Annotated in this window: 23 protein-coding genes; 11 read left to right on the top strand and 12 right to left on the bottom strand. The window is 70.6% G+C overall.

All coding sequences use genetic code 11. From position 1 onward, the window contains the following. Window positions 1-12: 12 nt before the first annotated feature. The gene (locus AB0M82_RS41150; protein ID WP_364734393.1) at window positions 13-141 is read right to left on the bottom strand and encodes a hypothetical protein; all 129 of its coding nucleotides are present in this window, start codon (window positions 139-141) and stop codon (window positions 13-15) included. Between the two features lie 200 nt (window positions 142-341). Further along, window positions 342-737: a hypothetical protein gene (locus AB0M82_RS41145; RefSeq protein WP_364734391.1), complete on the bottom strand. Its 396-nt coding sequence runs from the start codon at window positions 735-737 to the stop codon at window positions 342-344. A 432-nt stretch (window positions 738-1,169) separates the two neighbouring features. Between AB0M82_RS41145 and AB0M82_RS41140 the strand changes: the two genes are divergently transcribed. Further along, window positions 1,170-1,388, top strand: a complete 219-nt coding sequence (locus tag AB0M82_RS41140) for a hypothetical protein (protein WP_364734389.1) — start codon at window positions 1,170-1,172, stop codon at window positions 1,386-1,388. A gap of 15 nt (window positions 1,389-1,403) precedes the next feature. Further along, the gene (locus tag AB0M82_RS41135; RefSeq protein WP_364734387.1) at window positions 1,404-1,772 is read left to right on the top strand and encodes a hypothetical protein; all 369 of its coding nucleotides are present in this window, start codon (window positions 1,404-1,406) and stop codon (window positions 1,770-1,772) included. A 320-nt stretch (window positions 1,773-2,092) separates the two neighbouring features. Here AB0M82_RS41135 and AB0M82_RS41130 read toward each other — a convergent pair whose 3' ends face one another. From AB0M82_RS41130 to AB0M82_RS41120, 3 genes are read right to left on the bottom strand one after another with little or no spacing between them, the layout of a single operon-like run. Continuing rightward, window positions 2,093-3,334 carry a GDSL-type esterase/lipase family protein gene (locus AB0M82_RS41130; protein WP_364734385.1) on the bottom strand — a complete coding sequence of 414 codons (1,242 nt, stop codon included), beginning with the start codon at window positions 3,332-3,334 and terminating at the stop codon, window positions 2,093-2,095. Between the two features lie 52 nt (window positions 3,335-3,386). Continuing rightward, on the bottom strand, window positions 3,387-6,314 hold the full coding sequence (locus AB0M82_RS41125) for a beta-galactosidase (RefSeq protein WP_364734383.1): 2,928 nt from the start codon (window positions 6,312-6,314) through the stop codon (window positions 3,387-3,389). Then, window positions 6,311-9,310, bottom strand: a complete 3,000-nt coding sequence (locus AB0M82_RS41120) for a glycoside hydrolase family 3 C-terminal domain-containing protein (protein WP_364734381.1) — start codon at window positions 9,308-9,310, stop codon at window positions 6,311-6,313. Before AB0M82_RS41120 ends, AB0M82_RS41125 begins: the two co-directional genes overlap by 4 nt. A 343-nt stretch (window positions 9,311-9,653) precedes the next feature. Here AB0M82_RS41120 and AB0M82_RS41115 point away from each other — a divergent pair, with 343 nt between their 5' ends. Genes AB0M82_RS41115 through AB0M82_RS41095 form a run of 5 tightly spaced genes read left to right on the top strand, consistent with a single transcriptional unit; the run spans window position 9,654 to window position 15,733 of the window. Next, window positions 9,654-10,661, top strand: coding sequence for a LacI family DNA-binding transcriptional regulator (locus AB0M82_RS41115; protein ID WP_364734379.1), 1,008 nt, complete (start codon window positions 9,654-9,656; stop codon window positions 10,659-10,661). A gap of 47 nt (window positions 10,662-10,708) precedes the next feature. Next, window positions 10,709-11,950, top strand: a complete 1,242-nt coding sequence (locus AB0M82_RS41110) for an ABC transporter substrate-binding protein (protein WP_364734377.1) — start codon at window positions 10,709-10,711, stop codon at window positions 11,948-11,950. Beyond that, window positions 11,947-12,888, top strand: coding sequence for a sugar ABC transporter permease (locus AB0M82_RS41105; RefSeq protein WP_364734375.1), 942 nt, complete (start codon window positions 11,947-11,949; stop codon window positions 12,886-12,888). Before AB0M82_RS41110 ends, AB0M82_RS41105 begins: the two co-directional genes overlap by 4 nt. Beyond that, window positions 12,885-13,694 (top strand): carbohydrate ABC transporter permease, encoded by an 810-nt coding sequence (locus tag AB0M82_RS41100; RefSeq protein ID WP_364734373.1) that lies wholly within the window; start codon window positions 12,885-12,887, stop codon window positions 13,692-13,694. Before AB0M82_RS41105 ends, AB0M82_RS41100 begins: the two co-directional genes overlap by 4 nt. Before the next feature lie 29 nt (window positions 13,695-13,723). After that, window positions 13,724-15,733, top strand: a complete 2,010-nt coding sequence (locus AB0M82_RS41095) for a TIM-barrel domain-containing protein (protein WP_364734371.1) — start codon at window positions 13,724-13,726, stop codon at window positions 15,731-15,733. Window positions 15,734-15,924: 191 nt separating this feature from the next. Here AB0M82_RS41095 and AB0M82_RS41090 read toward each other — a convergent pair whose 3' ends face one another. The 7 genes from AB0M82_RS41090 to AB0M82_RS41060 form a co-directional block, all read right to left on the bottom strand. Beyond that, entirely contained in the window at window positions 15,925-16,890 is a 966-nt protein-coding gene (locus tag AB0M82_RS41090; protein WP_364734369.1) for an RNA polymerase subunit sigma-70, read from the bottom strand. Between the two features lie 100 nt (window positions 16,891-16,990). Next, the gene (locus tag AB0M82_RS41085) at window positions 16,991-17,563 is read right to left on the bottom strand and encodes a TIGR03086 family metal-binding protein (RefSeq protein ID WP_364734367.1); all 573 of its coding nucleotides are present in this window, start codon (window positions 17,561-17,563) and stop codon (window positions 16,991-16,993) included. Beyond that, a complete protein-coding gene (locus AB0M82_RS41080; RefSeq protein ID WP_364734435.1) occupies window positions 17,541-18,323 on the bottom strand; it encodes an isocitrate lyase/phosphoenolpyruvate mutase family protein in 783 nt (260 codons plus the stop codon). Before AB0M82_RS41080 ends, AB0M82_RS41085 begins: the two co-directional genes overlap by 23 nt. Before the next feature lie 19 nt (window positions 18,324-18,342). Further along, entirely contained in the window at window positions 18,343-19,758 is a 1,416-nt protein-coding gene (locus tag AB0M82_RS41075) for a DHA2 family efflux MFS transporter permease subunit (protein ID WP_364734365.1), read from the bottom strand. A gap of 84 nt (window positions 19,759-19,842) precedes the next feature. Further along, window positions 19,843-20,223, bottom strand: coding sequence for an ATP-binding protein (locus AB0M82_RS41070; protein ID WP_364734363.1), 381 nt, complete (start codon window positions 20,221-20,223; stop codon window positions 19,843-19,845). A 171-nt stretch (window positions 20,224-20,394) separates the two neighbouring features. Continuing rightward, on the bottom strand, window positions 20,395-21,948 hold the full coding sequence (locus tag AB0M82_RS41065) for an alpha-L-arabinofuranosidase B (RefSeq protein WP_364734361.1): 1,554 nt from the start codon (window positions 21,946-21,948) through the stop codon (window positions 20,395-20,397). 437 nt (window positions 21,949-22,385) lie between these two features. After that, window positions 22,386-23,141, bottom strand: a complete 756-nt coding sequence (locus AB0M82_RS41060; protein WP_364734359.1) for an alpha/beta fold hydrolase — start codon at window positions 23,139-23,141, stop codon at window positions 22,386-22,388. Window positions 23,142-23,252: 111 nt separating this feature from the next. On the opposite strand from AB0M82_RS41060, the gene AB0M82_RS41055 reads away from it, so the two are divergent. The 4 genes from AB0M82_RS41055 (at window position 23,253) to AB0M82_RS41040 (ending at window position 25,895) form a co-directional block, all read left to right on the top strand. Next, window positions 23,253-23,411: a hypothetical protein gene (locus tag AB0M82_RS41055; RefSeq protein WP_364734357.1), complete on the top strand. Its 159-nt coding sequence runs from the start codon at window positions 23,253-23,255 to the stop codon at window positions 23,409-23,411. A 127-nt stretch (window positions 23,412-23,538) separates the two neighbouring features. Continuing rightward, window positions 23,539-24,480 carry an acyl-ACP desaturase gene (locus AB0M82_RS41050; protein ID WP_364734355.1) on the top strand — a complete coding sequence of 314 codons (942 nt, stop codon included), beginning with the start codon at window positions 23,539-23,541 and terminating at the stop codon, window positions 24,478-24,480. A gap of 29 nt (window positions 24,481-24,509) precedes the next feature. After that, complete coding sequence (locus AB0M82_RS41045) at window positions 24,510-25,268, top strand: IclR family transcriptional regulator (protein WP_364734353.1); 759 nt, start codon at window positions 24,510-24,512, stop codon at window positions 25,266-25,268. Window positions 25,269-25,313: 45 nt separating this feature from the next. Next, the gene (locus AB0M82_RS41040) at window positions 25,314-25,895 is read left to right on the top strand and encodes an antibiotic biosynthesis monooxygenase (protein WP_364734351.1); all 582 of its coding nucleotides are present in this window, start codon (window positions 25,314-25,316) and stop codon (window positions 25,893-25,895) included. Window positions 25,896-26,054: the final 159 nt, after the last annotated feature.

Raw genomic sequence — 26,054 nt, 5'->3', positions numbered from 1 at the left:
GGCAACCGCCGATCAGCGGACGGAGGTGGCCGCCCGCGGGCGCAGCCCCACGGTCGCGACCGCGCCGGCGACCGCCACCGACGCCGCGACGACCAGGCCGGTCGTCAGGCAGGTTCGCTGTCCGCCGTTCGACCACCGCAAACACCGCCAGCAGCACGACCGCCAGCGGAACCGTCACCACCGGAACCACGCCGGACAGGGACGTCGACGAACTGCGCCAGGCACAGCAGCAGAACGGCGGCCCGTTCCCGCATCCGGTCAATCCACCTCCGCGAGTCATGGTGCGGGACCACGGCCGCGGCCGCAGAGCGCGGGGCGGGCAGCGCTTCCCCAAGGAACGCTCATGCCAGCGCCTCGCCGGTTCGTCGCCCAACGGGGTGCACCTGGGCGTTCGCTTCGAGGGCAAGTTGTTCGCGCATGGCCGTCCGCAGCAGCTCGTTCAGCGCCAGATGCCGCAGGCTCGGCACGACCACATGGTGCGCCTCCGCGCGGACCAGTTCGGTGATGAGTTCCTCGAAGCCCTCCCGCGACCCGCAGTCGAGTTCGAAGAAGAAGCTGACGAAGTACAGCCCCTTTGACGCGGCGAACCGAGTCACCGCCTGCTCAACGCGGCGCACCCGGTAGTCCGGCACGTCTGCGGGAACCCGCAGGTAGCCGTAGGCCAGCGGCGTGGTGACGAGGGTGGTGGGTTCATCGTCTCGCAGAAGCGGTGCAGGAAACCGCGTTGCGGAAGTCATAGCCGTCTCGTTCCGGGTCGTCCGATGCAGGTGGGCAGCATCCCGGCGGCCAGGACGGTTGCCCACGGAAAGCAACGAAGAAGAGGGAGTCCGCCCGTCGCCCGGAGTGGCCGACCGGTCTACCGGCCGCCGGGGTGCTTGGCATTTACCCTCGTCCCAGGCCCGCGCGAAGATCATGACGAGACGCGGATCCCCGGTATGCGTCGGATGCATAGAGACCAGGCGGCGGAGCGCATAGAGTGACCGTTGTCATACCGAACGCACGCACCCTGCCGAGGCCACACCGCATGAGCGCTCGCCCCGCCACCCGTTACTGCCGTTGTGGTGCGCGCTTGGCCCAGGACAACCTGGCCGCACTCTGCGACACGGACGAGCTGCAGGATGCGCTCGCCGCCCGGCACATGGGACTCGCCTCGTCGCCGGGGCAGCGTCTTGACGGACCTGGCCACGATCGGCGTACAGCGGCGCGACACCCACCAACTCGTCACCTACGGCAATGCCGCGCTGGACGTGGCCCGGCAGACCGGCTCCGCCGGGTACGTCGGCCGCAAGCTGGCCGTTCTCCGCCCGCAGCTGGCCCCGTTCCGGGCTGATACCCACGTTCGTCACCTTGAGCAGGAGATTGCCCGGCTCAAGGCCGTTCCCGCCTGACGTCAGGAGACCTCGTTGTCCGAAGAGCACGGCCGCATCTTCCGCGAAGCCTGGATCGCGGGCGTCAAGAAGCACTACCCCGGTGAGCCGAAGCCCGGCTATATCGCGCCATGGGACGAGACGCCCGACTGGGAGCGCCAGAGCGCGGCCGCGGTCTACGAGCAGGTGGCAGCCTTCATCCAGGCGACGGCCGGCGCGTCCACGAAGCTGACCGGCGAGCAGAAGGGCCGCTTCGTGAGCTTGTGCTGGATTGGCCAGATCTACAAGCACATCCCCGAGCCAAAGCCCGCCTATGTGGCTGACTGGGACAACCTGCCGGACTGGCAGAAGCAGACGGACATGGAGATCTTCGAGCGGATCGAGGACGCAGAGTTGGGCGCCTGATCGCCAAGGGGGCGCGGCAAACCAGTCCGAGGTTCGTTAACAGCGGTGCTCGCCCACAGCCGTGAACCGCTTGCGCGGCAGAGGAATCCTTAACTATCCGGCCTTGCCCGAACGCCACATTGGGGTGCAAACCCGGACCCCGTCAACGAACCTCGGACGCGCGACACTGGTAACTCCCGGGGTCCGCGGCTCGACGCCGCCGAACTGGAGCGCCAGATCCTGGCGCGTGACCGGGAACTGGGCAATCAGCGCCCGGCGGCGGCCGCCTGAGCAAGCCACGGCCTGAGAGTTCGGGCGCGGTCAGCCCTCCGGAACGTGGTTCACCCTCGGCCGAAGACCGAGAGGTCGATCGACTCGCCCAGCACCCGGTCGCCTTCGGCGTTGGGGTGGTAGCAGTCGCTGCGCCAGGCCGGGCGGATCACCGTCGGGTCGCCCGGGTCGCGCAGCACCGAGTCGAAGTCCAGGACCGCGTCGAACGTGCCCGAGGTGCGGATCCACGTGTTGACCGCCAGCCGGACCTGTTCCTTCGACTCGCCGGCGGCGTTGCACATCGGCAGGACGGTCGCGCCGACGATCCGGCGCCCCGCGGCGTGCACCCGCCTCGCGATGGCGCGCATCGCGTCGATGACCTGCGCGGCCGGCGCCGGCGGCGCGTAGGTGCCGCCGCCGATGTCGTTCGTGCCCTCCAGCAGCAGGACGTACCGCGTCCCGGGCAGCGACAGCGCGTCGCGGTCGAGCCGCGCCGGAGCGGGCGGGCCGCAGCACTGGCCGGTCGGGTCGTACGGATTCGGCTGGACGCTGACCGTGTTGCCGCTGATCCCGGCGTTGGCCACCGACAACCGCCGCGACGGCGGCAGCTGCGCGAGGCGGGCGGCGAGGACGTCGGTCCAGCGCGGGCCACCCCCGAAAGCGTTGTAGCCGTCGGTGATGGAGTCGCCGAACGCGACGATGGTGCCCCTCGCCGGGGAAACGGCGCTGATCGCGTCAGCCCACCAGAGGACACCGGGCGCGAAGGCGCCGTAGGCGGTCCCCGATTCGTCCGCGCCGGCGTCGCCGGCTCCGGCCGAGGTGAAGGACCCCGGCGTGTCGGTCTCCGGTGGCGGGAACGTGTGGTCGTTGATCGGTGACCCCGGCGCGTACACACTCACCGAGACGTGGTCGCCGCGGCGCACCGACAGCGGCACCGGATCGCTCCACGCGCTGCCGCCTGGCGGCACGGTCACCGAGCGCCGGAAGCCGAACGTGGCGCGGTGGTTCGACCGCGGCACCAGTGCCGGCGAATCCGTCTTGGGCTGCAGCCCGACCCACACCGACCGCGCGGTCAGCGCGGTGGCGCCGAACGGGTTGCTCAGCCGGACGCGCAGCGCCGTCCCGCTCGCGGTCACCGTGAGAACGTTGCGGATCGTGGCGTCGGGCGCCGTGCCGTGCACGCCCTGGAGCGCGGATTCGGTCAGCGTGACCGTGTGCGGCCCGAGTGCGCCCGACGGTTCGGCCGCCGCCGTGACCGGGCTGAACAGCAACGTGGAGATGGCCAGGACAACGGCCGGTCTGTGCATGCGCATCCGAACGCCTCCAAGTCGAACATCGATGGGTCAGGACTGAGACTTGCTCCGATCAGGAGAACGAGACGGAGTTTCGGCTGCCGGCGCGGTACCCCGGAGAAGGAACGTCCCGCACCGGCACTCCCCCGGCCTGGCTGCCGAGGTTCACCAGCGACACGGCGCCCAGCCCGCCGGAGCCGTCGCCGCCCCACGAAGCGATCGCGATCGTGTTGCGGCCGTCGGCGCGCAGGATCCCGGCGGGGACCACGAACACGTGCTGCGGGCCGACGTTGTTGAGGTACCGCCCGATGTTCCACCCGTTGACGAAGATCTGGGCGCGGTAGACCCGCCGCGGGTCGTCGTCGATCCGGAGCCCGACCGACGTGTCCTGGCCGGGACGGAGGTTCAGCGAGAATTCGGTGCGGTACCAGGTCACCCCGGGCGTCGGCGCGGCGGCCGGGAGCGCCGTCGGCCGCCAGCGGCGGTCGGGGAAGCCGGGCAGCGACCAGCCTTCGCGTTCGCCGTAGAGGCCACCGTTGTTGAAGACGCCGCGGACCGGGTCGGCGAGGTCTTCGCCACCGGCGTTGCCCTGGATCTTCCAGGCGATCGGCGACGCCGAGCCGGCCAGGGCGGCCGAGGTCAGGCCGCGCGGCTCCTTGTGCGCGTCGTTGACGTCCCAGTCCTGGTTGTGGCCCATGTTCTCGAGCAGGACCGCGATGACGTTGCCGGTGCCGGGTTTCAGCGTGCCGGCCGGGATCGGGAACTCCTTGCTCCCGCTGCCGCTGCTGCCGAGGTAGGTCCCGTTCAGCCAGGCCGCGTACACGCCCTGGTTGCCGGTGGTGCCCGACAGCGAAACCGCGGTTTCCGCCCCGGTGGCCGTGAAGTGGCCGCGGTACCAGATGTCGCCGTGGTGGAAGCCGTAGTCGTCGGCGTCGAGGACCGGTTGCCCGGCCGGCGGCTTGGTGGGGTTGTTCGTCGTGGTGTGGTCGGCGGCGACCCACGCGGAGTCGTCGAAGCCCGGCTCCCGCTCCGGCGTCTCGTACTGGGTCCGCCACCCGGTGAGCGCGGGAAGCGTCACCGGGCAGGGGCCGTCGAGGTGCCCGAGCAGCGTGCCCGACGCGGTGCGCGTGGTCCGCAGCGGCCGGCCGTTCCAGGTGACCAGCGCGATCGACGGCGGCGCCCACACCTCCAGGTCGCCGGCCGCGCTCGTGTCCCCGGTGAGGGCGAGGACGCGACCGGACGCCTTCGCGTCGCGGACCAGGTTCGCGCCGCGTTCGAGCACCGGACCCGCCGCGGTGTCCTGCTTCCAGAACGCGGCCGAGGCGGCGGTGTCGGCAATGAGCAGTTCCAGCGGCGCCTTGCCGGGCGCCTCGATCCGCACCCGGGCCAGGCCCGCGTGCCGGTAGTCCAGCCGGAGGTCGCCCCGGGCAGCGTCCCAGGTGGTGCTCACCGCTCCGTCGAGCACGGTGACCCGCGGCCGCGCCGGGTAGCGCAGCACCGTCTCGCCGTCCTGGCCCGCGGCCCCGTAGAGGACCGCCGTGTCGTGGCCGCCGATCCGGGCGTGGGTCATGATTTCCGACGTCGAGTACACCAGCCGCTGGTCGCCGAGGTCGTAGCCGGCGACCAGCAGTTTCGCCTCCCGGCCGCCGAGCCGCAGCTCGCCCTGCTGGGGCACGACCGGGTAGGCGCCGTCCGGAGTGGTCAGCGGGAAGGTCGTGGCGGTGGCCGCCGTCGACGTGTTGTCCTGGTGCTGAGCCAGGATGAACCGGGTCTTCGTCTCCGGGTTCACCTGGCTCTTCAGCGTGATGTCCGGGTTGGTCCCGGTGATGTCGGGCCCGTAGGCGACCGGGTCGGTTTCCGCGAGCGGCGCGACCGCCTGGGTGAAGTAGCCGAGCCGCTTCTGCTCGTCGTACTTGGGGCCGAGCTGCCGCCCTTCGGTGATGGCGGCGCCGTAGTCGTAAGAGGTATAGACCACCTTCGGGTCGGGCAGCCACCCCCAGCTCGTGCCGCCGAAGGTCATGTAGAAGTTCTGGAGCGTGGCGCCGGAGGAGATGTTGTTCTTGTAGAAGACGCTTTCGAAGTCCGCGTTGGTGAGCTCACGGCACTTCTCGTAGCCGGGGCCGCCCCATGGGTCGAACGAACCGCCCTGGAACTCGGCCAGGAACATGGGGGTGTTCGGGGAAGCGTTGCGTGCCCAGCGGTATTCCGGCGCCTGCTTCCACGCCGCCGGATTGGCGCAGTCGAAGCCCTGCGGGTAGCCGTCGAAGGCGTACAGGTCCGGGGCACCCGGCTTGCCGGGCGCCCACTTGCCCCCGGCCCAGACGTCGTTGTGGAACAACGGCACGGTGATGCCGTCGGCCCGGGCCTTGTCGACCAGCGTCTGCATGTACTCCGCGTCGAGGACGGTCCCGCTGTACTCGTTCTCCACCTGGTACAGGAGCACGGGTCCGCCGCCGTCGGTCACCTGGTGCCGCTTCAGGATCGCGTCGATCGCGGTGAACCACTCCTTCGCCGCGTCGAGGTAGTCCGGCGCGCTGGTCCGCGCCAGTCCGGCCTGCGTGGTCAGCCAGCCGGGGAAGCCCCCGGAGTCGGTTTCGGCGTTGATGTACGGACCCGGCCGGGCCAGCACGTAGATGCCGACCTCCTGGGCGATGTTCAGCAGCTTGTCGACGTCGCGGACGCCGGTGAAGTCGTAGACGCCCCGCTTCGGCGAGTGGTAGCCCCAGTCGAAGTAGATCGACACCGCGTTGAAGCCCGCGGCCTTCATCTTCTGCAGCACGTCGCGCCACAGGTCCGGGCTGGGCAGCCGCCAGTAGTGGAACTCCCCCGACCAGACGTAGAGCCGCTTCCCGTCGAGCTTGAGCGAGTACTTGTCGTAGGTCACCGTGTGGCCCGGCCGCGCCGGGGCCGGTGTGGCCCCGGCGGGCGCCGCCCCGACGGCACCCGCCGTCAGGGCGGCGCACACGCCGAGTACGGCGAGGGCGCGGCCGAGCCTGCTCACCGGCCGCCGCCGGTGGTGAACCGGAACGCGTGCAGGTTCACCGGCCCGTCGAAGACCAGGTACACCTTGCGGAGCCCGCCCGCCTTCGCGAGCGTGGCGGTGACGTCGGTGTAGCTGTACCTGTCACCGGTGCCCGGCACCGTGATCGTGCCCAGCACCTGGCCCCGGGCCGGGTCGTCCAGCCGCACGGTGATGTGGGCCGGCGTCGCGTCCGCTTTGGACACCGACGCCGTGATCCCGGTGGTGGCCGGGGAAAGCGCGACGTCCTCGAAGCCGATCCAGGAGCCGGCCGTCGCCGCGACCGAGTTGCCGCTCACCTTGCTCTGGTCGGTCAGCGTGACGCCCTGGTAGCCGTCGAAGTTCTCGGCCAACGTGGTGCGCCCGAGGTCACGGTGCGGGATGACCTCGCCGGCGACGAACACCGGCACGGTCTGCTTGATGTCGGTCGCGGACCGGCCGACGGAGAAGTCGTACCGCCCGGCCTCCACCACCGACTTGCCACGGGTGACGTCCCAGGTCGCCAGCGCCGCCGCGTCCACCGTCAGCCGGACCGTCTTCGTCTCGTGCGGCCGCAGGTCCACCTGCTGGAAGGCCCTCAGCTGCTTGAGCGGCTGCTGGACCCGCGAGTCACGCGCGGTGGAATACAGCTGGACGACGTCGGATCCGGCCCGGCTCCCGGTGTTGGTGACGTCGACGGAGACGGTCACCTTGCCGTTCGCGGCGGTGGCCTGCCGGTCGGCCCGGACACCGTCGTAGCGGAAGGAGGTGTAGCTCAGCCCGTAGCCGAAGGGGTAGAGCGGCTTGCCCCGGTAGTACTGGTAGGTCAGGCCGGTCTTGGCGATGTCGTAGTCGAGGATGCTCGGCAGGCCGGTGTCCGAGGCGTACCACGTCTGGGTCAGGCGGCCGCTCGGGTTGTAGTCGCCGAAGAGGACGTCCGCGACCGCGTGGCCGGTCTCCTGCCCGGCGTGGGTGGTCCACACGATCCCCGGTGCGGTCTGGGTGTCCCAGCCGGTGGTCGGGTAGCTGTTCTCGACGACGACGATGGTGTGCTTGTTGACCTTCTGCACGGCCTCGACCAGCGCCTTCTGCGCCGGGGCGAGTTCGGTGCTGGTCCGGTCGTTCGCCTCGCGGCCGTTGATGAACGGCATGCTGCCGACGACCACGACGGCGGTGTCCGCGCCCTTCGCGGCGGTCACGGCGGCGTCGACGCCGCTGCTGACCACGTCCCGGCCGAACTTGGTGGCCCCCGCGACGTCCGGGGAGGCGATCTTCAGCACGCCGTCGGCGCCGACCACCGCGTACTTGTTCGGGCCGAACCACGACTCGTTGACCTCGTTGCCCGCGTACTCGAGCACGTAGCTGCCGTCGGCCTGCGGGTCGAGCTTCAGCTGCTGCTGGACGAACCAGCCGTTCGGCTGCGCGACGTTGTTGACGAGCTGCCCGCCGGAGTAGCCGAGGAACTTGCCGTTGGCGGCCGCCCGCAGGGTGTTCTTGCCGGCGCCCCAGTCGAAGACGTCGAACGACTGCGCCGCACCGGCGGTCGTCGCGCCCTCCGCCAGCGGCCCGCCGGTGGCGGCCGTGGGCGCCGTCAGGTACTTGCCGGTGGCCAGGTTCTTCAGCGCGATCCGGTCGACGCCTTCCGAGGAGGCGACGGTCCCGTTGGTGCCGAGGCGTTCCTTGATGCCCTGCAGCGGCGTCACCTTGTACGGCATCGTCCCGCTGTACCAGTCTTCGTAGAGCGTGTCGGCCAGCGGACCGACGACCGCGACCTTCTTGTTCTGCGAAGCCTGCAGCGGAAGGGCGTTGTCGTTGTTGCGCAGCAGCACGACCTGCGCGTCCGCGGCCTTCCGGGCCAGCGCCTGGTGTTCCGGCGAGTTGATGACGGCCGGGGTGATCTTCGCGTACGGGTTGCGGCCCGGCGGGTCGAATTCACCGAGCCGGAACCGCAGCGACAACAGGTGCCGGTCGGCCTTCTCGACATCGGCGACGGTCAGCAGCCCCTTGGTGAGTGCTTCCTTGACCGCCGCGACAGTGATCGAGCCGTTGGTGTCGTTGTCGGTGAAGCTGTCCAGCCCCGCTTTGATCGCCGCCGCGTCCGCTTCGGCCTTGGTGGGGTAGTACTTCTCCGAGTTGACCAGGTTGCTCGGGGCACCGGCGTCACTGACGACGGCGATGTCCTGCGGCGCCCACTTCCGGAGCAGCCCGTTCAGATCCGGGCTCACGTGGTTCGGCCGCCCGTTGACCAGGTTGTACGAGGGCATGACCGCGTTCGCCGCACCCGCCTGCAACGGGACCTTGAACGCCTGCTCGTCGTAGTCGTGCAGGATCTTCGGCGGCACCGACGAGTTGCTGGTGTCCCGGTTGACCTCGTTGTTGTACGCCAGGTAGTGCTTCAACGTCGGCGCCGACTGCAGGTAGCGGGGGTCGTCACCCTGCATGCCCTTGCCGTAGGCGATCGCCATCTGACCGGTGAGGTACGGGTCTTCGGAGTAGCCCTCTTCGTTGCGGCCCCAGCGCGGGTCGCGCAGCAGGTTCACCACCGGCGCCCAGAGGTTGAGCCCCCACAGCGTCGGGTTCTGCACGTTGAACCCGCGCGCCTCCTGCCCGACGGCGTCGCCGACCTGCTTGATCAGCGCCGGGTTCCACGTGCTGCCGAGGCCGACCGCCTGCGGGAACACGGTGCCGGTCGCGGAGACGACGCTCCCGTTGTTGTCGTAGTCGGTCGACCAGGCGACGCCGTGCAGTGCTTCGGTGCCGGTCTTGAACACCCCGATCCCGAGCCGCGGGATCGCCGGCTGGTACTGGTGCAGCAGCGACACCTTCTCGTCCAGGGTCAGCCGCGACACGAGGTCGTCGATCCGCCGCGCGAGCGGGAGCGACGGGTCCCGGAAGGGCAGGGGTGTCGCCGCGACGGCGGTCACCGGGGCCGCGAGCAGCGCGCTGGTCACCGCCAGCAGGACACCGTGGCGCAACGGCCGGAGCAGGTTTCTGCGCATCAGTGGAGCCTCCGTGGGTCCGTCCGTCGAATCGATTCGACACTGTGCCGGTGCGATACCTCTGCGACTGAGAGGGATCGGCGAAACTATTGCAGGCCGGTTACGGGCCGGTCAAGCACTCTTCGGCGAGCACCCGGGCTGCGGCCCCGCCGCCGAAAGATCGCTCTGAGCTGGGGAAACGCCTCCGAACTGGCGGTTCGAAGAATTCGACGTCCCCGCTCGTCGTCGAATATCCGTCGAACGGGCTTTCGGTGTCGCTGTGGTGTTGTGTTTCGTCGATGTGTCACTTATCTTCTGACGTCATCGATGCGCTTCGACGAATGCACAGGAAGGGAGGGGGCGCGTGGTCACGATCAACGACGTCGCCAACGCGGCGGGGGTGGCTCCCAGCACGGTGTCGTACGTGATCAGCGGCAAGCGCTCGATCTCACCGAAAACCCGGCGACTGGTCGAAGAAAGCATCCGCAAACTCGGCTACCACCCCCACGCCGGCGCCCGCGCACTCGCCAGCAGCAAAACCAACGTCCTCGCCCTCGTCGTCCCCCTCCGCACCGACCTCAACGTCGCCGTCGTCATGCAATTCGTCGCCTCCGCCGTCACCGCCGCCCGCGCCCACGACCACGACCTCCTCCTCCTCACCAAAGACGAAGGACCCGCCGCACTCCAACGCGTCGCCTCCTCCGCCATCGCCGACGCACTCATCGTCATGGACGTCGAAGCCGCCGACCCCCGCGTACCAATGCTCCTCGCCCTCGACCGACCCGTGGTCCTCATCGGCGTACCCGACCACCCAGCCGGGCTGTCCTCCATCGACCTCGACTTCACCGCCGCCGGCTCGGCCTGCGTCGCGCACCTCGCCCGGTTGGGGCACCGGCGGATCGCGCTGATCGGTCCGTCGCCGGCGGTCTACCGGCGCGGCACGAGCTACGCGACGCGATTCCTCGACGGCTTCGACGACGCCGCGCGACGGGCCGGCGTCCGCGCGATTTCCCGGTCCTGCAACCACTCCTACGAAGCGGCGAGCCACACGCTCGACGATCTGTTCGCCGAAGAACCCGGTATCACCGGCCTCGTGGTGCACAACGAGGCCGTCCTGCCCGCCCTGCTGTCGGTGCTGCGCAACCGCGGTCTCACGGTGCCCGGCGACCTGTCCGTCGTCGCCGTCTGCCCGGAAGCCATGGCCGACCAGCACGTCGTCGCCCTGACCACCGTGGCCATCCCGGCCGAGGAGGTCGGCAAGCAAGCCGTCGAGATGGTCGTCCAGCGCCTCAACGGGCACAACACCCCGGAAGTCCGGCTGCTGTCACCCCGCTTGACCGAGCGCGAAAGCACCGCCGCCCCGCACGCCTGACCACCACCACCCCGCCAGGAAAAGCCTGGCCGGCAAAGGAGACTCCCATGTTCGTCCTCCGCCGTGGCCTGCTGGCCGCCGCCGGCGTCGCGACCGCCGCCACCCTCGTGTCGGGCTGCTCCCCGAGCCCGGCTCCCGGCGGCACGGGCAGCACCGCGGCACCGGCGACGTCGATCACCGAACTCGACTACTACGCCGACGAGCAGGGCTCGGCGGCGTGGCAGAAGATCCTCGACACCTGTGCCACGCAGACCGGGATCAAGATCCAGCGGCAGAGCATCCCCACCGCGCAGATGCTGCCCAAGATCCTGCAGGGCGCCAGCTCCCGGTCGCTGCCGAACCTGGTGTTCACCGACAACCCCACGTTGCAGCAGGTCGCGAGCACCGGCGCGCTCACGCCGGTCACCGACTACGGCATCTCCACCGACGGCTACTACCCGAGCATCATCAAGGCCGGGACCTACCAGGACAAGGTGTACGGGGTCGCCCCCGGCGTCAACGGCCTGGCCCTGATCTACAACAAGGACCTTCTGCAGGCGGCCGGTGTGCAACCGCCGAAGACGTGGGACGAGCTGAAGGCCGCCTCGGCCAAGCTGTCCGGGAACGGCAAGTACGGCTTGGCCTTCTCGGCCATCCCGTCCGAAGAGGGCACCTGGCAGTTCCTGCCCTTCTTCTGGAGCAACGGCGCCGAACTGTCCGCATTGGACTCGGCGAAGGCCGCCCAGTCGCTCCAGTACGTCACGGATCTGGTGAACTCCGGGTCGGCGTCGAAGTCCGTGGTGAACTGGAGCCAGAACGACGTCGCCGACCAGTTCGTCGCCGGCAACGCGGCGATGATGATCAACGGCTCGTGGAACCTGGCCCGGCTGGACAAGGAAACCGCGCTGCACTACGGCGTCGTGCCGATCCCGGTCCCCCAGGCAGGCGGCCGGCCGTCGGTCGCGCTCGGCGGCGAGGTCGGCGCCATCCCGGTCACCGACCCGGCGGCGCAGCAGGCCGCCGGCAAGGTGCTCTCCTGCATCCTGTCCGAGCCCACCATGCTCGAGTGGAGCAAGGCCCACGCCTACGTTCCGTCGAAGACGGCGGTCGCGGCCAAGTTCGGCGCCGAGACACCCGCCATGCAGGCCTTCATCGACGAGGTGGGCACCGCCAGGTCGCGGACCGCCGACCTCGGCGAGAAGTACCCCAAGGTCTCCCAGGCCCTCGCCGACGCGATCCAGTCGGCCCTCACCGGCAAGCAGCCTGTCGACCAGGCCTTGAAGGCAGCTCAGCAGGCGAGCGGCTCGTGACGCTCACCGCCGCACGCTCCACGGTGACGCACCGTCCGCCGGCCCGGAAATCCCGGGCCGGCGACCGGTTCGTCGCGGTGGCCTTCCTGCTGCCCGCGCTCGTCTACGTCGTCGTGTTCTTCGGCTACCCGCTGGTCGCGAACCTGGTGATGAGCACGCAGGACTACACCGTCAAGTCGTTCTACACCGGCGAAGCGCCGTTCGTCGGCTTCGTGAACTACTCCGCCGTGCTGAACAACCCGCTGTTCTCGACGGCGGCGCTCAACACCGTGCTGTTCACGGTGGGCTCGATCGTCTTCCAGTTCGTCATCGGGCTCGCCCTGGCGGTGTTCTTCAACGGCCGGTTCCTCGGCAGCACGCTGCTGCGGTCGCTGCTGCTGCTCCCGTGGCTGCTCCCCCTCGTCGTCAGCGGCGCGGTGTGGCGCTGGATGTTCGACACCGACCACGGCGTGCTCAACGCCGCGCTGCGCGCGGGCGGGATCGACCCCGTGCCCTGGTTGACGAGCACGGGCTGGGCGCTGCCGGCGGTGATCCTCACCAACATCTGGATCGGCATCCCGTTCAACCTGGTGATCCTGCACGGCGGGTTGCGCGCGATCCCCGCGTCGCTCTACGAAGCCGCCGCGCTCGACGGCGCCGGTGCCTGGCAACGCTTCCGGCACGTGACCTGGCCCCTGCTCCGCCCCGTCACCGGCATCGTCCTCATGCTCGGCCTCGTCTACACCATCAAGGTCTTCGACGTGATCATGGTCGTCACCGGCGGCGGCCCCGCCAACGCCACCCAAACCCTCACCACCTGGTCCTACCGCCTCTCCTTCCACGACTTCGCGTTCGGGCAGGGCGCCGCGGTCGGCAACATCCTCATCGTCGTCGCCACCGTGTTCGGGTTCGTCTACCTGCGCTCGGCGAAGGCGACGCTGGCGGAGACCGCGTCATGACCGGCCGCCTCAAGACCGTGGCGGGCGTCCTGATCACCGCGCTCCTGCTGTTCCCGCTGTACTGGATGATCAACGCGTCGTTCCAGCCGAGCGGGGCGCTGCTCAAGCCGGACCCCGACTGGTTCCCCGTCGGCGGCACCCTCGACGGCTACCGGAAAGCCCTCTCGACGCAGGGGCCGAACCTGCTCTCCAGCGTCGTCATCGCGCTCGGCACGGTCGTGGTCTCGCTGGTCGTCGCCATGCCGGCGTCCTACGCGCTCGCCCAGCTCAAGGTCCGCGGCGGGCCGGTGATCGTCTTCGTCATGCTGATCGTGCAGATGATCCCCGGCATCGTGATGGCCAACTCGCTCTACACGGTGTTCAGCAACCTCGGGCTGCTCGACAGCTACCTCGGCCTGGTACTGGCCGACTCGACGGCCACGATCCCGTTCGCCGTGCTCCTGTTGCGGGCGTTCATGATCTCCATTCCCCGGGAACTGACCGAGGCGTCCCGGGTGGACGGTGCCGGGTACTGGCGGACGTTCTTCTCGATCATCGTCCCGGTCAGCCGCAACGCGATGGTCACCGCGGGCCTGTTCTCGTTCCTCTTCGCCTGGGCGGACTTCCTCTTCGCCGTCACCCTGACGACCGGCCAGACCTTCCAGCCGATCACCGTCGGGATCTACCGCTTCGTGGGCAACCAGTCCGCGGATTGGAACGGGATCATGGCCACCGCCGTCATGGCCTCGATCCCCGCCGCCATCCTCCTCGTCGTCGCCCAGCGGTATGTCGTGGCCGGCATGACCAGCGGCGCCGTCAAAGACTGACCAGTGCTCCACCGACACCGGGAGTTTCCATGATCGCCGTTCTCGACGACGGCCGCGCGCTCGAGATCACCGTGCGCCACGAAGTACTCCGGATCGAGCCGTGGGGCGCCGACAGCCTCCGCGTCCGCGTGGGCCGGCACGCCATCATCGACGACGTCCCGGGTGCCCTCCTGACCCCCAAGCCGGCGCCCGCTTCCATCGACGTCACCGAGCGTTCCGGCACCATCGTCAACGGCGCGATCACCGGCATCGCCGAAGTCGTCGACACCGACACCGGCATCGACACGATCGTGCGGTTCGTCCGGACCGACACCGGCGAAGAGCTGCTGAGCGAGCAGCGGACGCACTTCTGGTGGCCCGGCGCCCGCGTGTTCATGCCGGCGGGCAACGGCTACGGCCGGCTGGAGCAGCGCTTCGCCGCCTACGAGGGCGAACGCATCTTCGGTCTCGGCCAGCGCACCCACGGCAAGCTCGACCAGAAGGGCCTGGTCCTCGACCTCGTCCAGCGCAACGCCGAAGTCTCCGTGCCGTTCCTGCTCTCCAGCCGCGGCTACGGGTTCTTGTGGAACCTGCCCGCCGTCGGTCGGGTCGAGCTGGCCGAGAACGGCACCCGCTGGGTCGCCGACAACGCCCGGCAGATCGACTACTGGATCACCACCGCGGACAGCCCGCGGCGGATCCTCGCCCACTACGCCGACGCGACCGGGCACGCCCCGATGCTGCCGGAGTGGGCGTCCGGCTTCTGGCAGTCCAAGCTCCGGTACCGCGACCAGGAAGAGCTGCTCGCGGTGGCCAGGGAGCACAAGTCCCGCGGGCTGCCGCTGTCGGTCATCGTGGCCGACTTCTTCCACTGGACCCACCTTGGCGACTGGCGGTTCGACCCCGCCGAGTGGCCGGATCCGGAAGGGCTGGTCCGCGAGCTCGACGAGCTCGGCGTCAAGCTGATGGTCTCGATCTGGCCGACGGTCAGCCCGCTGTCGGAGAACTACCGTGAGCTGCACGAGGGCGGCATGCTCGTCGGCACCGAGCACGGCGTGCCCGCGCACGCGCCCTGGAAGGACAAGGGCTTCGAGGTCGAGATGCCGGTCGCCTTCTACGACTCGACCAACCCCCGCGCGCGCGATTTCCTGTGGGCCACGATCAAGCGGAACTACTACGACAAGGGCATCCGCGCCTGGTGGCTGGACGGCTGCGAACCCGAGATCCAGCCCGGGCACCCGCACAACCTCAGCTTCCACGCCGGCACCGGCGCCGAGGTGTTCAACCTGTACCCGCAGACCCACGCGCAGGCCCTCCACGACGGCATCCGCGGCGAAGGCGACGACGAGGTGGTCCTGCTCACCCGCTCGGCCTGGGCCGGCAGCCAGCGCTACGGCGCCGCCGTCTGGTCCGGCGACATCGCGCCGACCTGGGCGTCGCTCCGGACGCAGGTCAAGGCCGGCCTCAACCTGGCGATCGCCGGAATCCCGTGGTGGACCACGGATATCGGCGGGTTCCACGGTGGTGACCCGGATTCGCCCGAATACCGGGAGCTGCTGGTCCGCTGGTTCCAGTACGGTGTCTTCTGCCCGCTGTTCCGGCTGCACGGCTTCCGGGACCCGCGCTCGGCGTTCGGTCCCGACATGACCGGCGGTCCCAACGAAGTCTGGTCGTACGGCGAGGAAGCCCTGGCCTCGTTGGAATATTCGCTGCGCCTGCGCGAGCGGCTCCGCCCCTACCTCATGGAGCAGATGCGCGTCGCGCACGAAGAAGGCGTCCCGCCGATGCGCCCGCTCTTCGTCGACACCCCCGAAGACCCGGCCGCCTGGGAGGTCGACGACCAGTTCCTGCTCGGCCCCGACCTGCTGGTCGCGCCGGTGCTCGCCCCGGGCCTGGCCAGCCGCCCGGTACACCTGCCGCCCGGAGCGACGTGGACCGACGCGGTCACCGGAGAGGTCCACCCGGGCGGAACCCGCATCGAAGCGGCCGTCCACGCGCAGACGATCCCGGTCTTCGTCCGCGACGGCGCGAAGGTGTTCACGGACGTCGACATGCTCTGAAGACCACCATCAGGGCACTAGCGTCGCAAGTTGTTCGACGTTCGGGCCGAGCGCCCCAATGTGGCTTTGGTTGCGTCCAACGCACCCAATGTGGCGTTCGGTGCGTCCAACGCACCCAACGCCACATTGGGGCGCAAGCCCGGGCCCCCTCAACGAACCTCGGACGCGCGACACCGACGCCCGCTGTTCGATCACGACAGGCGGGCGGGTAGGCCGGCGGCGGTGACGTGCCTGAGGCCATGGAACTTGACCGCCCGGGAAATGCGGTCCCCGTTCGTCGTGAACACCCACAGGCCGTCGGCGCGCAGGACGCCGGCGGCGTCGGGGCGGTAGCTGCCCGCGGCCGGCTGGCCGTTGGCGCGGGTGGGCAGCAGCCGGACGCCTCCGCCCGCCGGGAAGGCGCGCCGCTCCAGGAACGGGAGGCACACGTTCACGCCCTTGAACCAGACCGGGTGCGGCACGGCTTCGAGGCTGAAGTCGTCGTGGATGACGGCACGGATGGCGGCCGCGTCCTGGGCCTCGAACGCCGCGATGTAGCGGTCGAGCAGCGCCCGCTCGACCTCCCGGCCCGGTGGCTGGTCGTGGGACTCCCGTTCGTCGAGCCGTTTGCGCGCCCGTTGCAGCAGGCTCTTCACCGCGGGAACGCTGATGCCGAGGGTCTCCGCGATCTCGGCGGCGGACCAGGAAAGGACCTCGCGGAGCAGGAGCGCCGCGCGTTGCCGCACCGGCAGGTACTGCAGGGCCGCGATCAACGCCAGCCGGACCGACTCGCGCAGCACGACGACCTCCCCCGGGTCGTCGAGCACCGCGTCGGGGAGCGGCTCGAGCCACGCGAGCGAGGCGTCGCCGAAGACCCGGGTGTCGGGATCGCTCGACGGTGCGCCGAGCCCGGCGGGGAGCACGCGCCGGCTTCGGTGGTTCAGCTCGGTGATGCAGGTGTTGGTCGCGATCCGGTAGAGCCACGTCTTGAGGGAGGACCGCCCCTCGAAGGCGTCCATGCCGCGCGCCGCCCGGAGGTAGGTCTCCTGGACGACGTCTTCGGCGTCCTCGTAGGAACCGGTCATCCGGTAGCAGTGGGCGACGAGGGCCGGGCGGAGCGAGTCGAACTCGTCTCGCAACCGCACGTTTCGCGTCAGTGAGATCGCCTCAGAAGGCACGAAACACTCCCTGTTCGTGGGTCATCACCGGCCGCCGTCGGGCCCGGGCTACTCATTGGACACCGCCGGCCGCGAAAAGGAATCGCTCCGGCACCGGATCTCACGGATTTCGCCCGAGCGCCGCGAGCAGCCGCTCTGGCGCCCGGGCACGCCCGGGAGCCAGAGCGACCGGGTCCGCGAACAACCCGCGCCGGCGGCCCCGGGGGATCACCTGGGGCAACTCGGCCAGCAGCCACGTGGCGAGCTCGCCGGGGATCGGCCGGGCGCACCCCGCTCCCCGGGCGACGTCCCACCCGTGGACGGCCGCCTCGATCGCGCCCACGACGATCAGCTGGTGACAGCCCAGCGGAAGGCCGTCGATCGCGACCTGCCGCTCGCCACGTGCCGTTCGCGCCGCGGCGATCAGGGAACCCGCCGCCCGGCCGAGGTCGCGCCGCAGCGTGCGGGCCGTGACCGGCCCGGCGGGCACGGAGACCGCCGGGACGGCACCGACGGTCAGCGAAGTGGCCAGGCACCGGAGCGACCCTGTCGCGTGCGCCAAGGCTTCCGCCACGGTCCAGCCCGGGCACGGCGACGGGAACCCGAGGTCGGCGGTGCCGATCTCCGCGGCCGACGCGACGGCGTAGTCCAGGGCGCAAGCGAGCGCCGTTTCATCGGCGGGGAGCCGGGCCATCCGGATCCTCCGACCGGCGCAGATCCGCGAGAGCATCGCGCATCCCGGCCAGGCCCGCGCGGTAGAACCGGGGGCCGTAGGACACCCGTGCCACGCCCAGTGCCTTCAGCGCGGCCAAGTCCACCGACGCGCTGGCGTTGCCGTTGACCGGCCCGGGCACGCCCGCGACCACAGCGGCGAGGTCGTCGGCGGTCGGCGCGCCGATCGGGTAGACGCAGTCCGCGCCCGCCTGCCGGTAGAGCCGGCCGCGGCGGACCGCCTCGGCCGGCCGGTCCCGCTCGGGAATCCCGCTCGAGGGCAGGAACACGTCGATCCGCGCGTTGACGACGATCGGGACGCCGGCCTCGTCGGCGGCCGCGCGCACCCGGGCGAGCCGGTCCGCCTGGGCCGCGGCGTCCACGAGGCCCCCGGCCCGGTGATCGGTGTCTTCGAGGTTGCAGCCCACGGCACCGGTCTCGAGGAGCTGCGCCACGAACTGGTGCGGCTCCAGGCCGTAGCCCGCTTCGGCGTCGATGGTCACCGGAACGGGCACGGCCCTCGCGATCCGGGCGGCGGCCGCGAACATCTCCGCCCACGGCGCGTTTTCCCCGTCTCGGTGACCGAGCACGTCCGCGATGGCGGCGCTCGAGGTCGCCACGACCGGGAAGCCGGCCTCGACGACGAGTTCCGCGCTGGCCTCGTCCCAGGCGTTCGGCAGCACGAGCAGCTTCCCGTGGTGGAGTTCGCGCAGCAGGTCGGCGTGCGCCTTCAGATCGGACATATTCGAGTCTGACAAGGTCTTACTCCTTAGCTGAAGTGGTGCGGCGCGAAATGACGGATCCGGCCAGCGCGCCCGCGGCCGCGAGGACGGCGCTGGCCACGATGGCGGCCGTGAACCCGTCGGTGAACGTCTCGCTCGACGCGTAGCTGCCGGCCGCCGAAAACCCGATGACCAGGATCGCCACGCCGAACGCGCCGCCGAGCTGGCGCATCGCGCTGAAGGCGCCGGAAGCCTTGCCGATGAACCGCGGCTCGACCGAGGTCAGGACCGCGCTTTGCACGGCGGGCAGGCACATCGCGATCCCCGCGCCGGAGAGCACCAGCGGAACGACGATCGCGCCGTAGGAGCTCGCGGGGCCGGCGACCAGGGCGATCCAGACCATGGCGAGGCTGTGCAGCCCCAGCCCCGCGACGATGAAGGGCCGCTCCCCGAACCGGCCGACCAGCCGGCCCACCCGCTGCGGGATGACCACCGTCGTCAGCCCCCACGGCGCCAGCGCGAGACCGGCGGCCAGGGGCCCGTACCCCAGCCCGGCCTGCAGGAACTGGGCCATGAAGAACACCGCCCCCAGCGCGGAACCCCAGTGCAGGAAGATCACGACGTTGCCGGCGGCGAACCGCCGGGAGCGGAACAGGTGGAGGGGGAGCATCGGGTGGCCGGCTCGCCGCTGCCAGCCGACGAACGCCCCGATCGCCAGCAGGCCGGCCACCAGGGGGCCCGCGGCCGCCAGGCTGGTCCAGCCGGCGGTGCCGCCCTGGGCCAGCCCCCAGACCACGCCGAACGAGCCGGCGCCGACCAGCACCAGACCCGGGAAGTCGATGGCCGGATCCGGGCCGTGGCTCTCCTCGGTCCGCGTCAGGACGAAGAAGACGAGGACGGCGCCCACCGGAACGTTGATCCAGAAGATCCACGGCCAGGAGATGCCCTCGACCACAGCGCCGCCGATGAGCGGCCCGAGTGGCACCGCCACGCCGCTCACGCTCGCGAAGACACCGAGGGCCTTGGCCCGCAGGTCCGGCGGGAACGCGGCGCCCAGCAGCGCGAGGGCGAGCGGCATGACGAACGCGGCGCCGACGCCCTGGAGCACCCGGCCGGCGATCAGGATCTCCCCGTTCGGCGCGACCGCGCAGACCAGCGACGCCACCGTGAACAGGGTCAGCCCGGCCGCGAACACCCGGCGGCGGCCCCAGCGGTCACCGGCCGCCGCGGCCGTCATGAGCAGGACGGCGAAGCTCAAGCCGTAGGCGTTGACCGTCCACTCGAGTTCGGTGACCGACGCGCCGAGGTCATCCTTGATCGCCGTCAAGGCGGTCGCCACGACCAGCGCGTCGAGGACGACCATCAGGGAGGCCACCGAGGTGACGGCCAGCACCCATCTTCGCTTCGCTTCCCCCGCGGCCGGTGGTACGGGCGGGGGTGAGGTTTCGGCGCGCACTCGTGTCTCCTTGCCGTTCCGGTTGCCGGCTTTCGCCGTTTCCGAAAGACATGGACATCAAGCGAGCACCAAAGGAATCGGCGGCTACGCGATCGGGATCTCGGCCCACACGGTCCGGCCGCCGTCCCGGCGGTGGAACTGCCCTCGCCGGCGGCTGCAGGCGGCGACCAGGGTCAGCCCGGTGCCGACCGGGGCGACCTTCGGGGCGGCCGGGTCCAGCCAAGCGGTCCCGCCCGCGTCCTCGACCCCGATCCAGACCGCGGAGTCCGCGCACGTCAACAGGGCGCGCACCGGCCCCGTGCCGTGCGCGACGGCGTTGGCGGCCAGCTCGCCCGCGATCAGCACGACGTCCGCCAGGATCTCGTCCGGCACTTCCTTCACCGCGGTCAGCCGTTCGCGCACCCAGGCCCGGACCCGCCTGACCTGAGCCGGCTCCGCGGCGAATTCGAGTCTTTCCAGCAGCACGTTTTCCCGCTCCTCCCCCAGCCCCGCACCGACACTCGGACCGGATTCCCGTTCCGGGCGCCGGCCACACCCGGCCGAGCCGAAATCGCCCGAACGGACGCTGCGGCGGCTGGTCCGGGTGCCACGCCTGGTCACCGGCGCGGCACCCGGACTGGAGGAGCCGAAACGCGGTTACGCCGCCCAGGGCGTGCTGACCAGCCAGCTCACATCATCGTTGTAGTTGTTGGCGCTGTCGAACGTGTTCGAGCCGCCGTTGCTCGCGATGTACACGACATTGGCGTAGTGGCGGACGTACCGGTCGGCGTAGTTGGCCGACCTCAGCGATGTGCCCTGGCTGTTTTTGCCGGCCTCCGGGCAGAACGTCGCGTCCTGGTTGAACAGCGAAGTCCCGTCACTGGCGTTGAGGTACAGCTGGTAGTTGAAGTGCCGCAGGTACTGCCCGGGAGTGTTCTTGGATTCGAACGAGACGCACGAACCGTTGGACAGCCCGGCCCGGACGATCCACGAAGAGTTGCCCTTTTCGGTGGCGGAGCTCGCGTTGGTGATCACCGCGGTGTCCACGGTGCTGCCGGTGTGGTGGATGTACCGGTCCGTGCAGCACGCCGTGGTCGCCCGCAGCGAAACCGTCGAGCCCGGCGTCAGGCCGCTGCCCCCGCCGACGCTGTAGGCCGCCGCGGTGATGTTGGCCTGCACGGCGTTCTCGGTGGCGTCCGAAGGGTAGCCGGACGTCATGACGCCCTCGTAGAACGTGCCGCGGGCGCCGACGCTGTTGTCGCCCCCGATGCCGAGGATGATCGCCCCTTCCTTCTTCATCGGGTTGTACCCCGAGGCGTTGGGCCGGCTTCCGTTGTAGAACGTCGACACCCCGCCCGACTGCGCGTTGCCGCCCCGGATGGCCCAGTGGTTGGGCTCCCCCTTGACGATCGCCGTCAGGAACCGGTGGCTGATGGACGGGTCGTTGGCGTTGTAGCGCGTGTTGGCTCCGGAGAACAGGCCGTTCTCGAGGTCGGCCATGATCCACGGGCCGTTTCCGCTGCCGTAGCCCCACACGTTGTTGTTGCCGAAGTAGATGGCCTCCATGGTGCCGTTGCCGTTGTCGCGGCTGTTGGTCTCGGCGTTGCCGTAGTCGAAGCAGCAGCCGCCGTTGTAGTGCGTGCCGTCGAAGACGGAGTACATGCCCTCCGGCTGGTCGCCGGTCGCCACGCCGTTCGTGTTGTTGTTGCGGTAGCCGGTGCCGGGGGCGATGTAGACGCCGTAAGCCTTCTGGCCGCCGACCGTGATCGGGGCCGCCGTCGCGTTCGCGAGGTTGTCGTAGCCCCCCGCGGCCGGGCCGTTGAACCCGCCGGGCGGCGCCTGGGTCAGCCGGTTGTTCCGGCCCGACTGGTCGTAGATGACCGTGATGAGACAGGTGGTGCCGGCACAGAAGGAATCCTGCGCGGACGCGTTGGCGACGCCACCCGCGGTGAGCGGGCCGATGTCGCGGGTGGTGCTGTCCGACGCGCGCCGGACTTGGTAGAGCGGGCCGTTGTATGCGCCGTAGAGCGCGCGCGTGGTGCTGTGCGCGGCGACGCACGGCGTCCCGCCGCTCGCGTAGATGTCACACGGCCCCTGTGTGGCCGCCTGCGAGGTACCGGTGGCGGCGATCAGCCCTCCGACGAGGGCCCCGATCGCGGTGGCGGTCTGGGCGATCACCCGTAACCGGCGGGATTTCGGCCGTGGTGTCATGTTCTGCTTCCTCCGTTGCGTTGGATGCGGCTGGACAGCGTCGATCGAAGGCAAAGAGCGAAACGGCGCCCAATACTTCCGAAAAGGACTTTGCGGACATTCATTCCGGCGAAGTTCGACGACAGCCCGAGTGGGCCACCGTGCGGATGGCCGGATTCCGGTGCTGTGTCAGAGGGTGCGGCGTCGCGGAGGACAGCGGCGCTCCGCACGGGGCGAGGATCTGCGCAAGCGATCGCCGCCCGCCGAGACGGGCCGCCGATCACCATCGGCGAGCCGGAAATCGGCCCGGGCAGCGACGCTGCAATGCGGCTTCATGGCAACTCTCCGACTTCGTCGTCGAAACAAGCCTTGATGTTAGCGCTAACATTCTGAGGTACGTTTGAATTGTGGGCTTCCACCCGGCTTGCGTCAAGAGTCGGTCGGCGGAAACTTGCCGCTCACACCGCGGCGCGCAGCCGCCGCGGCACGCGGCCCGGATCGGTCTTCGCCCACGCCGCCAGGCGCGGCTCCAGCACCGCGTAGAACTCCGGCTGCAGCGTCATCCCGGTGTGGCTGCTTTCGACCTCGACGCATTCGGCCGAGGGGTCCTGGCACAGCTGCCACGGAACCACCCGGTCCACGCGTGAGTACACCGCCAGCGCGGGCACGCCTTCGGGCAGCGGCCGCGCGAGGGAACCGGTGTGCTCCCGGTAGCAGTCGCCGGTGAAGCAGTCGTCGTCGAGGAGGCCGGGGATCCCCGCGGCGGACAGTCTCGTCAGCATTCGCGCCTTGCGCAGGACCGCCGGGTGCGCGCCGAGCGGGTCGAGCACCGGGCTGCCGGCCGCCACCATGGCCCGGACCAGGTCGGGCCGCCGCGCCGCGAGCAGGCGGGCCAGCCAGCCCCCGCGGCTCTGCCCCAGCAGGACGACCCGGCCGCCGGTGGCTTCCGCGTGCTCCGCCACCCGGCGTTCGAGCCGGTCGACCACTTCGGTGGTGCACCCGAGATTCAGCCCGATCCCGGCGCCGGCCGGCCGGTATCCCCGCCGGCGGAGCCACGCGCGGGCGAGCGCCAGCGTCCGGTCACCGCACCCGAAGCCGGGCACGAGCACGACGCCGAGGCCATTGCCGTGCTCGGCGGCGGCGCGCACGGCGAGCAGTTGCTCCCGCACGGCGAACCGCACCCCGCGGACCCACCGTCCATCCGAGGCTGCCATGGCGACCTCCTGCTCGACCGAAGTGCCCCCGGTCGCCGTCGGAATACCCGGGTCAGGTGCGCCGAAACCGGCGGGTGCTTGATCCGCCGGCCACCCGGGTAACCAGCGGCCATGACCGAAGCCGAGCACGAACCCATCACCCCCGACGCGCCCCGTCCGCCCGGCACCCCGGACGTCGACCTGGACGTGGACGTGCCGGCGGCCGAGCGCGTGAAGCCCGACACGCAGGACGTCGACGAGGACGCGGGCGAGGTCGAACCGCCCAGTTGAGCGTGTCGCGCCGGACACACCGGCGCCCCGATCCGGCGGCCGGGGGAACCCGCGGGGGGCCGCGCCCGTTGTCCGATCCTACGGTACCGTAGGTTACGGTCGCGTAAGTTAGTGAAAGGACGTCCTCATGCCGGTCTCGGAAAGCACGCGTCTGTTGTACGAGCTCGAGGGGACGGTCGAAGAGAACCTCAACCGGCATCTCGCCAGCGCCCAGGAGTGGATGCCGCACGAATACGTCCCGTGGAGCCAGGGGCGCGACTTCGCCGAGCTCGGCGGCGAGCCGTGGGACCCGGAGCAGTCCCGGGTGACCCCGATCGCCCGGACGGCCCTCGAGGTCAACCTCCTCACCGAGGACAACCTGCCCAGCTACCACCGGGAGATCGAGCGCGCGTTCGGCCGCGACGGCGCGTGGGGCACCTGGGTGCACCGGTGGACGGCCGAAGAGGGCAGGCACGGCATCTGCATCCGCGACTACCTGCTGGTGACCCGCGCCGTCGACCCGGTCGAGCTGGAGCGGATGCGGATGGAGACCATGCAGGCGGGCTACGACACCGGCGACAAGCCGCTGCTCCAGGTCTGCGCGTACGTCTCGTTCCAGGAGCTGGCGACCCGACTCTCGCACCGCAACACCGGCCGCTACACCCAGGACCCGCTGGCCGAGCGGCTCCTGGCCCGGGTGTCCACGGACGAGAACCTCCACATGGTGTTCTACCGGAACCTGGTGAAGGCCGCGCTGGAGATCTCGCCCGACGCCATGATGCGCGCGATCACCGACGAGGTCGTGTCGTTCGCGATGCCGGGCGCGGTCATCCCGAGCTTCGCGCGCAAGGCGGCGTTGATGGCCAGGGCCGGCATCTACGACCTCCGCATCCACCACGACGACGTCGTCATGCCGCTGCTGCGCTACTGGAAGATCTTCGACCTGACCGGTCTCGGCCCGGTCGGCGAAGCCGCGCGGGAAGAGCTGGCGACGTTCGTCAAGGGTCTCGACACGCAGGCGTCCCGCTTCGAAGAACGCCGCGACGCCACCGCCGCGCGCCGGGCGGCGCGAGGCATAGTGGACGCCTGACCGGACCGCCCCAGCCGCCGGAGGTTCCCGTGCCGCATCAAGGTCGCGTCCCCGGCGCGACCGGGCCGGTGCTGGGCCGCGCGCTGCGGGTGCTCGCGGCGTTCTCCCCGGACCGGCCGGCCCTGCGGCTGAGCGAGGTCGCGCGGCGGACCGGGCTGCCGGCCGCGACGGCGCACCGGGTGCTGCGCGAGTTCTGCGAGTGGGGCGCGCTCGAGCGGGACGAGGCGGGCGTGTACCGGGTCGGGCTGCGGCTGTGGGAGCTGGGCTCGCTGGCGCCGCGGGGCCTGGGACTGCGTGAGCGCGCGCTGCCGTTCCTGGAGGACCTTTCGCAGATCACGCGGGAGAACGTGCAGCTCGCCGTCCGCGAGGGCACCGAAGTGGTGTACATCGAGCGGATCGCCGGGACGGGCGCCGTGCCGGTGCTGACGCGCGTCGGCGGGCGGTTCGCGCTGACCGCGACCGGGGTCGGGCTCGTCCTGCTGGCCCACGCGCCCGCCGACGTGCAGGAGGAGGTCCTCGGCGGGCCGATCGAGCGGTACACCGCCGCCACGGTCACCGACCCGGACCGGGTGCGGCACATGCTGGCCGACGTGCGCGCCCACGGGTTCTCCATCAGCGAGCGCCAGGTGACCCTCGACAGCCTCTCGGTCGGTGCGCCGATCCACGACGCGCGGGGTCAGGTGGTCGCCGCGGTGTCGCTGGTCGTGCGGTACGGCAGCGCCTCGCCGCACGTGCTGGCTCCGCTGGTGATGACCAGCGCTCGCGCGATCTCCCGCGCGCTCGGCTGAGGCGGGAGCGTTTCCCCGCGCCCCGAGGCGGGTACTCGGAACTCCATGTCCACTTCGGACACCACGAGCCGCCGCGAGCACCTGGAAGAACCGGTGACCGCGGTGTACAGCTGGCGCGCCAAACCCGGCCGGACCGGCGAGTTCGCGGAATGGGCGCGCGGGGCCACGGCCGAGGCCGCCCGGTACCCGGGGAACCTCGCCGCGACCGTCGTGCACACCGAGGACAGCCGTGACTTCCACGTCGTCCACCAGTTCACGACCCGGCGCGACCTCCGGCGCTGGCTCGATTCGCCCGAGCGCGAGAAGTGGCTGCGCCACGCGCGGACGCTCGCCGCCACCAAGACCGCGCAGCAGCACCGGACCGGGCTCGAGACGTGGTTCCACGTGCCGTCCGAGGCGGCCGCGACAATGAAACCGCCGCCCCGCTGGAAGATGTGGCTCGTCTCGCTGGTCGCCGTCTACCCGCTGGTGCTGGGGTTCCAAGCCTGGGTGGTGCCGCTGACGGCGTCGTGGCCGCTGCCGCTGCGGGCGGCGATGTTCCCGGTCGTGCTGCTGACGACGATGACCTACGTCGTGATGCCGGCGGTGACCCGGCTGCTGCGCCCCTGGCTGCGGCGCGGGCGGTGAGCACCGCCCGGACCAGGTCGTCGCGCGAGAGTTTCTCGGTCCCGCATGAGCAAGGCCGGGTGGTTAAGGATTCCTCTGCCGCGCAAGCGGTCAACGGAACGGCCGTGTATGTGACCATGTTGGGCAGATAATCCCACAAAGGGGCAGTGAAAGGCGAGG

The organism is Amycolatopsis sp. NPDC051128 (genome assembly GCF_040682715.1).
GTDB lineage: Bacteria > Actinomycetota > Actinomycetes > Mycobacteriales > Pseudonocardiaceae > Amycolatopsis.
Note: the sequence above shows the minus strand (reverse complement) of the source record. Positions and strands in the feature narration are given on the sequence as shown.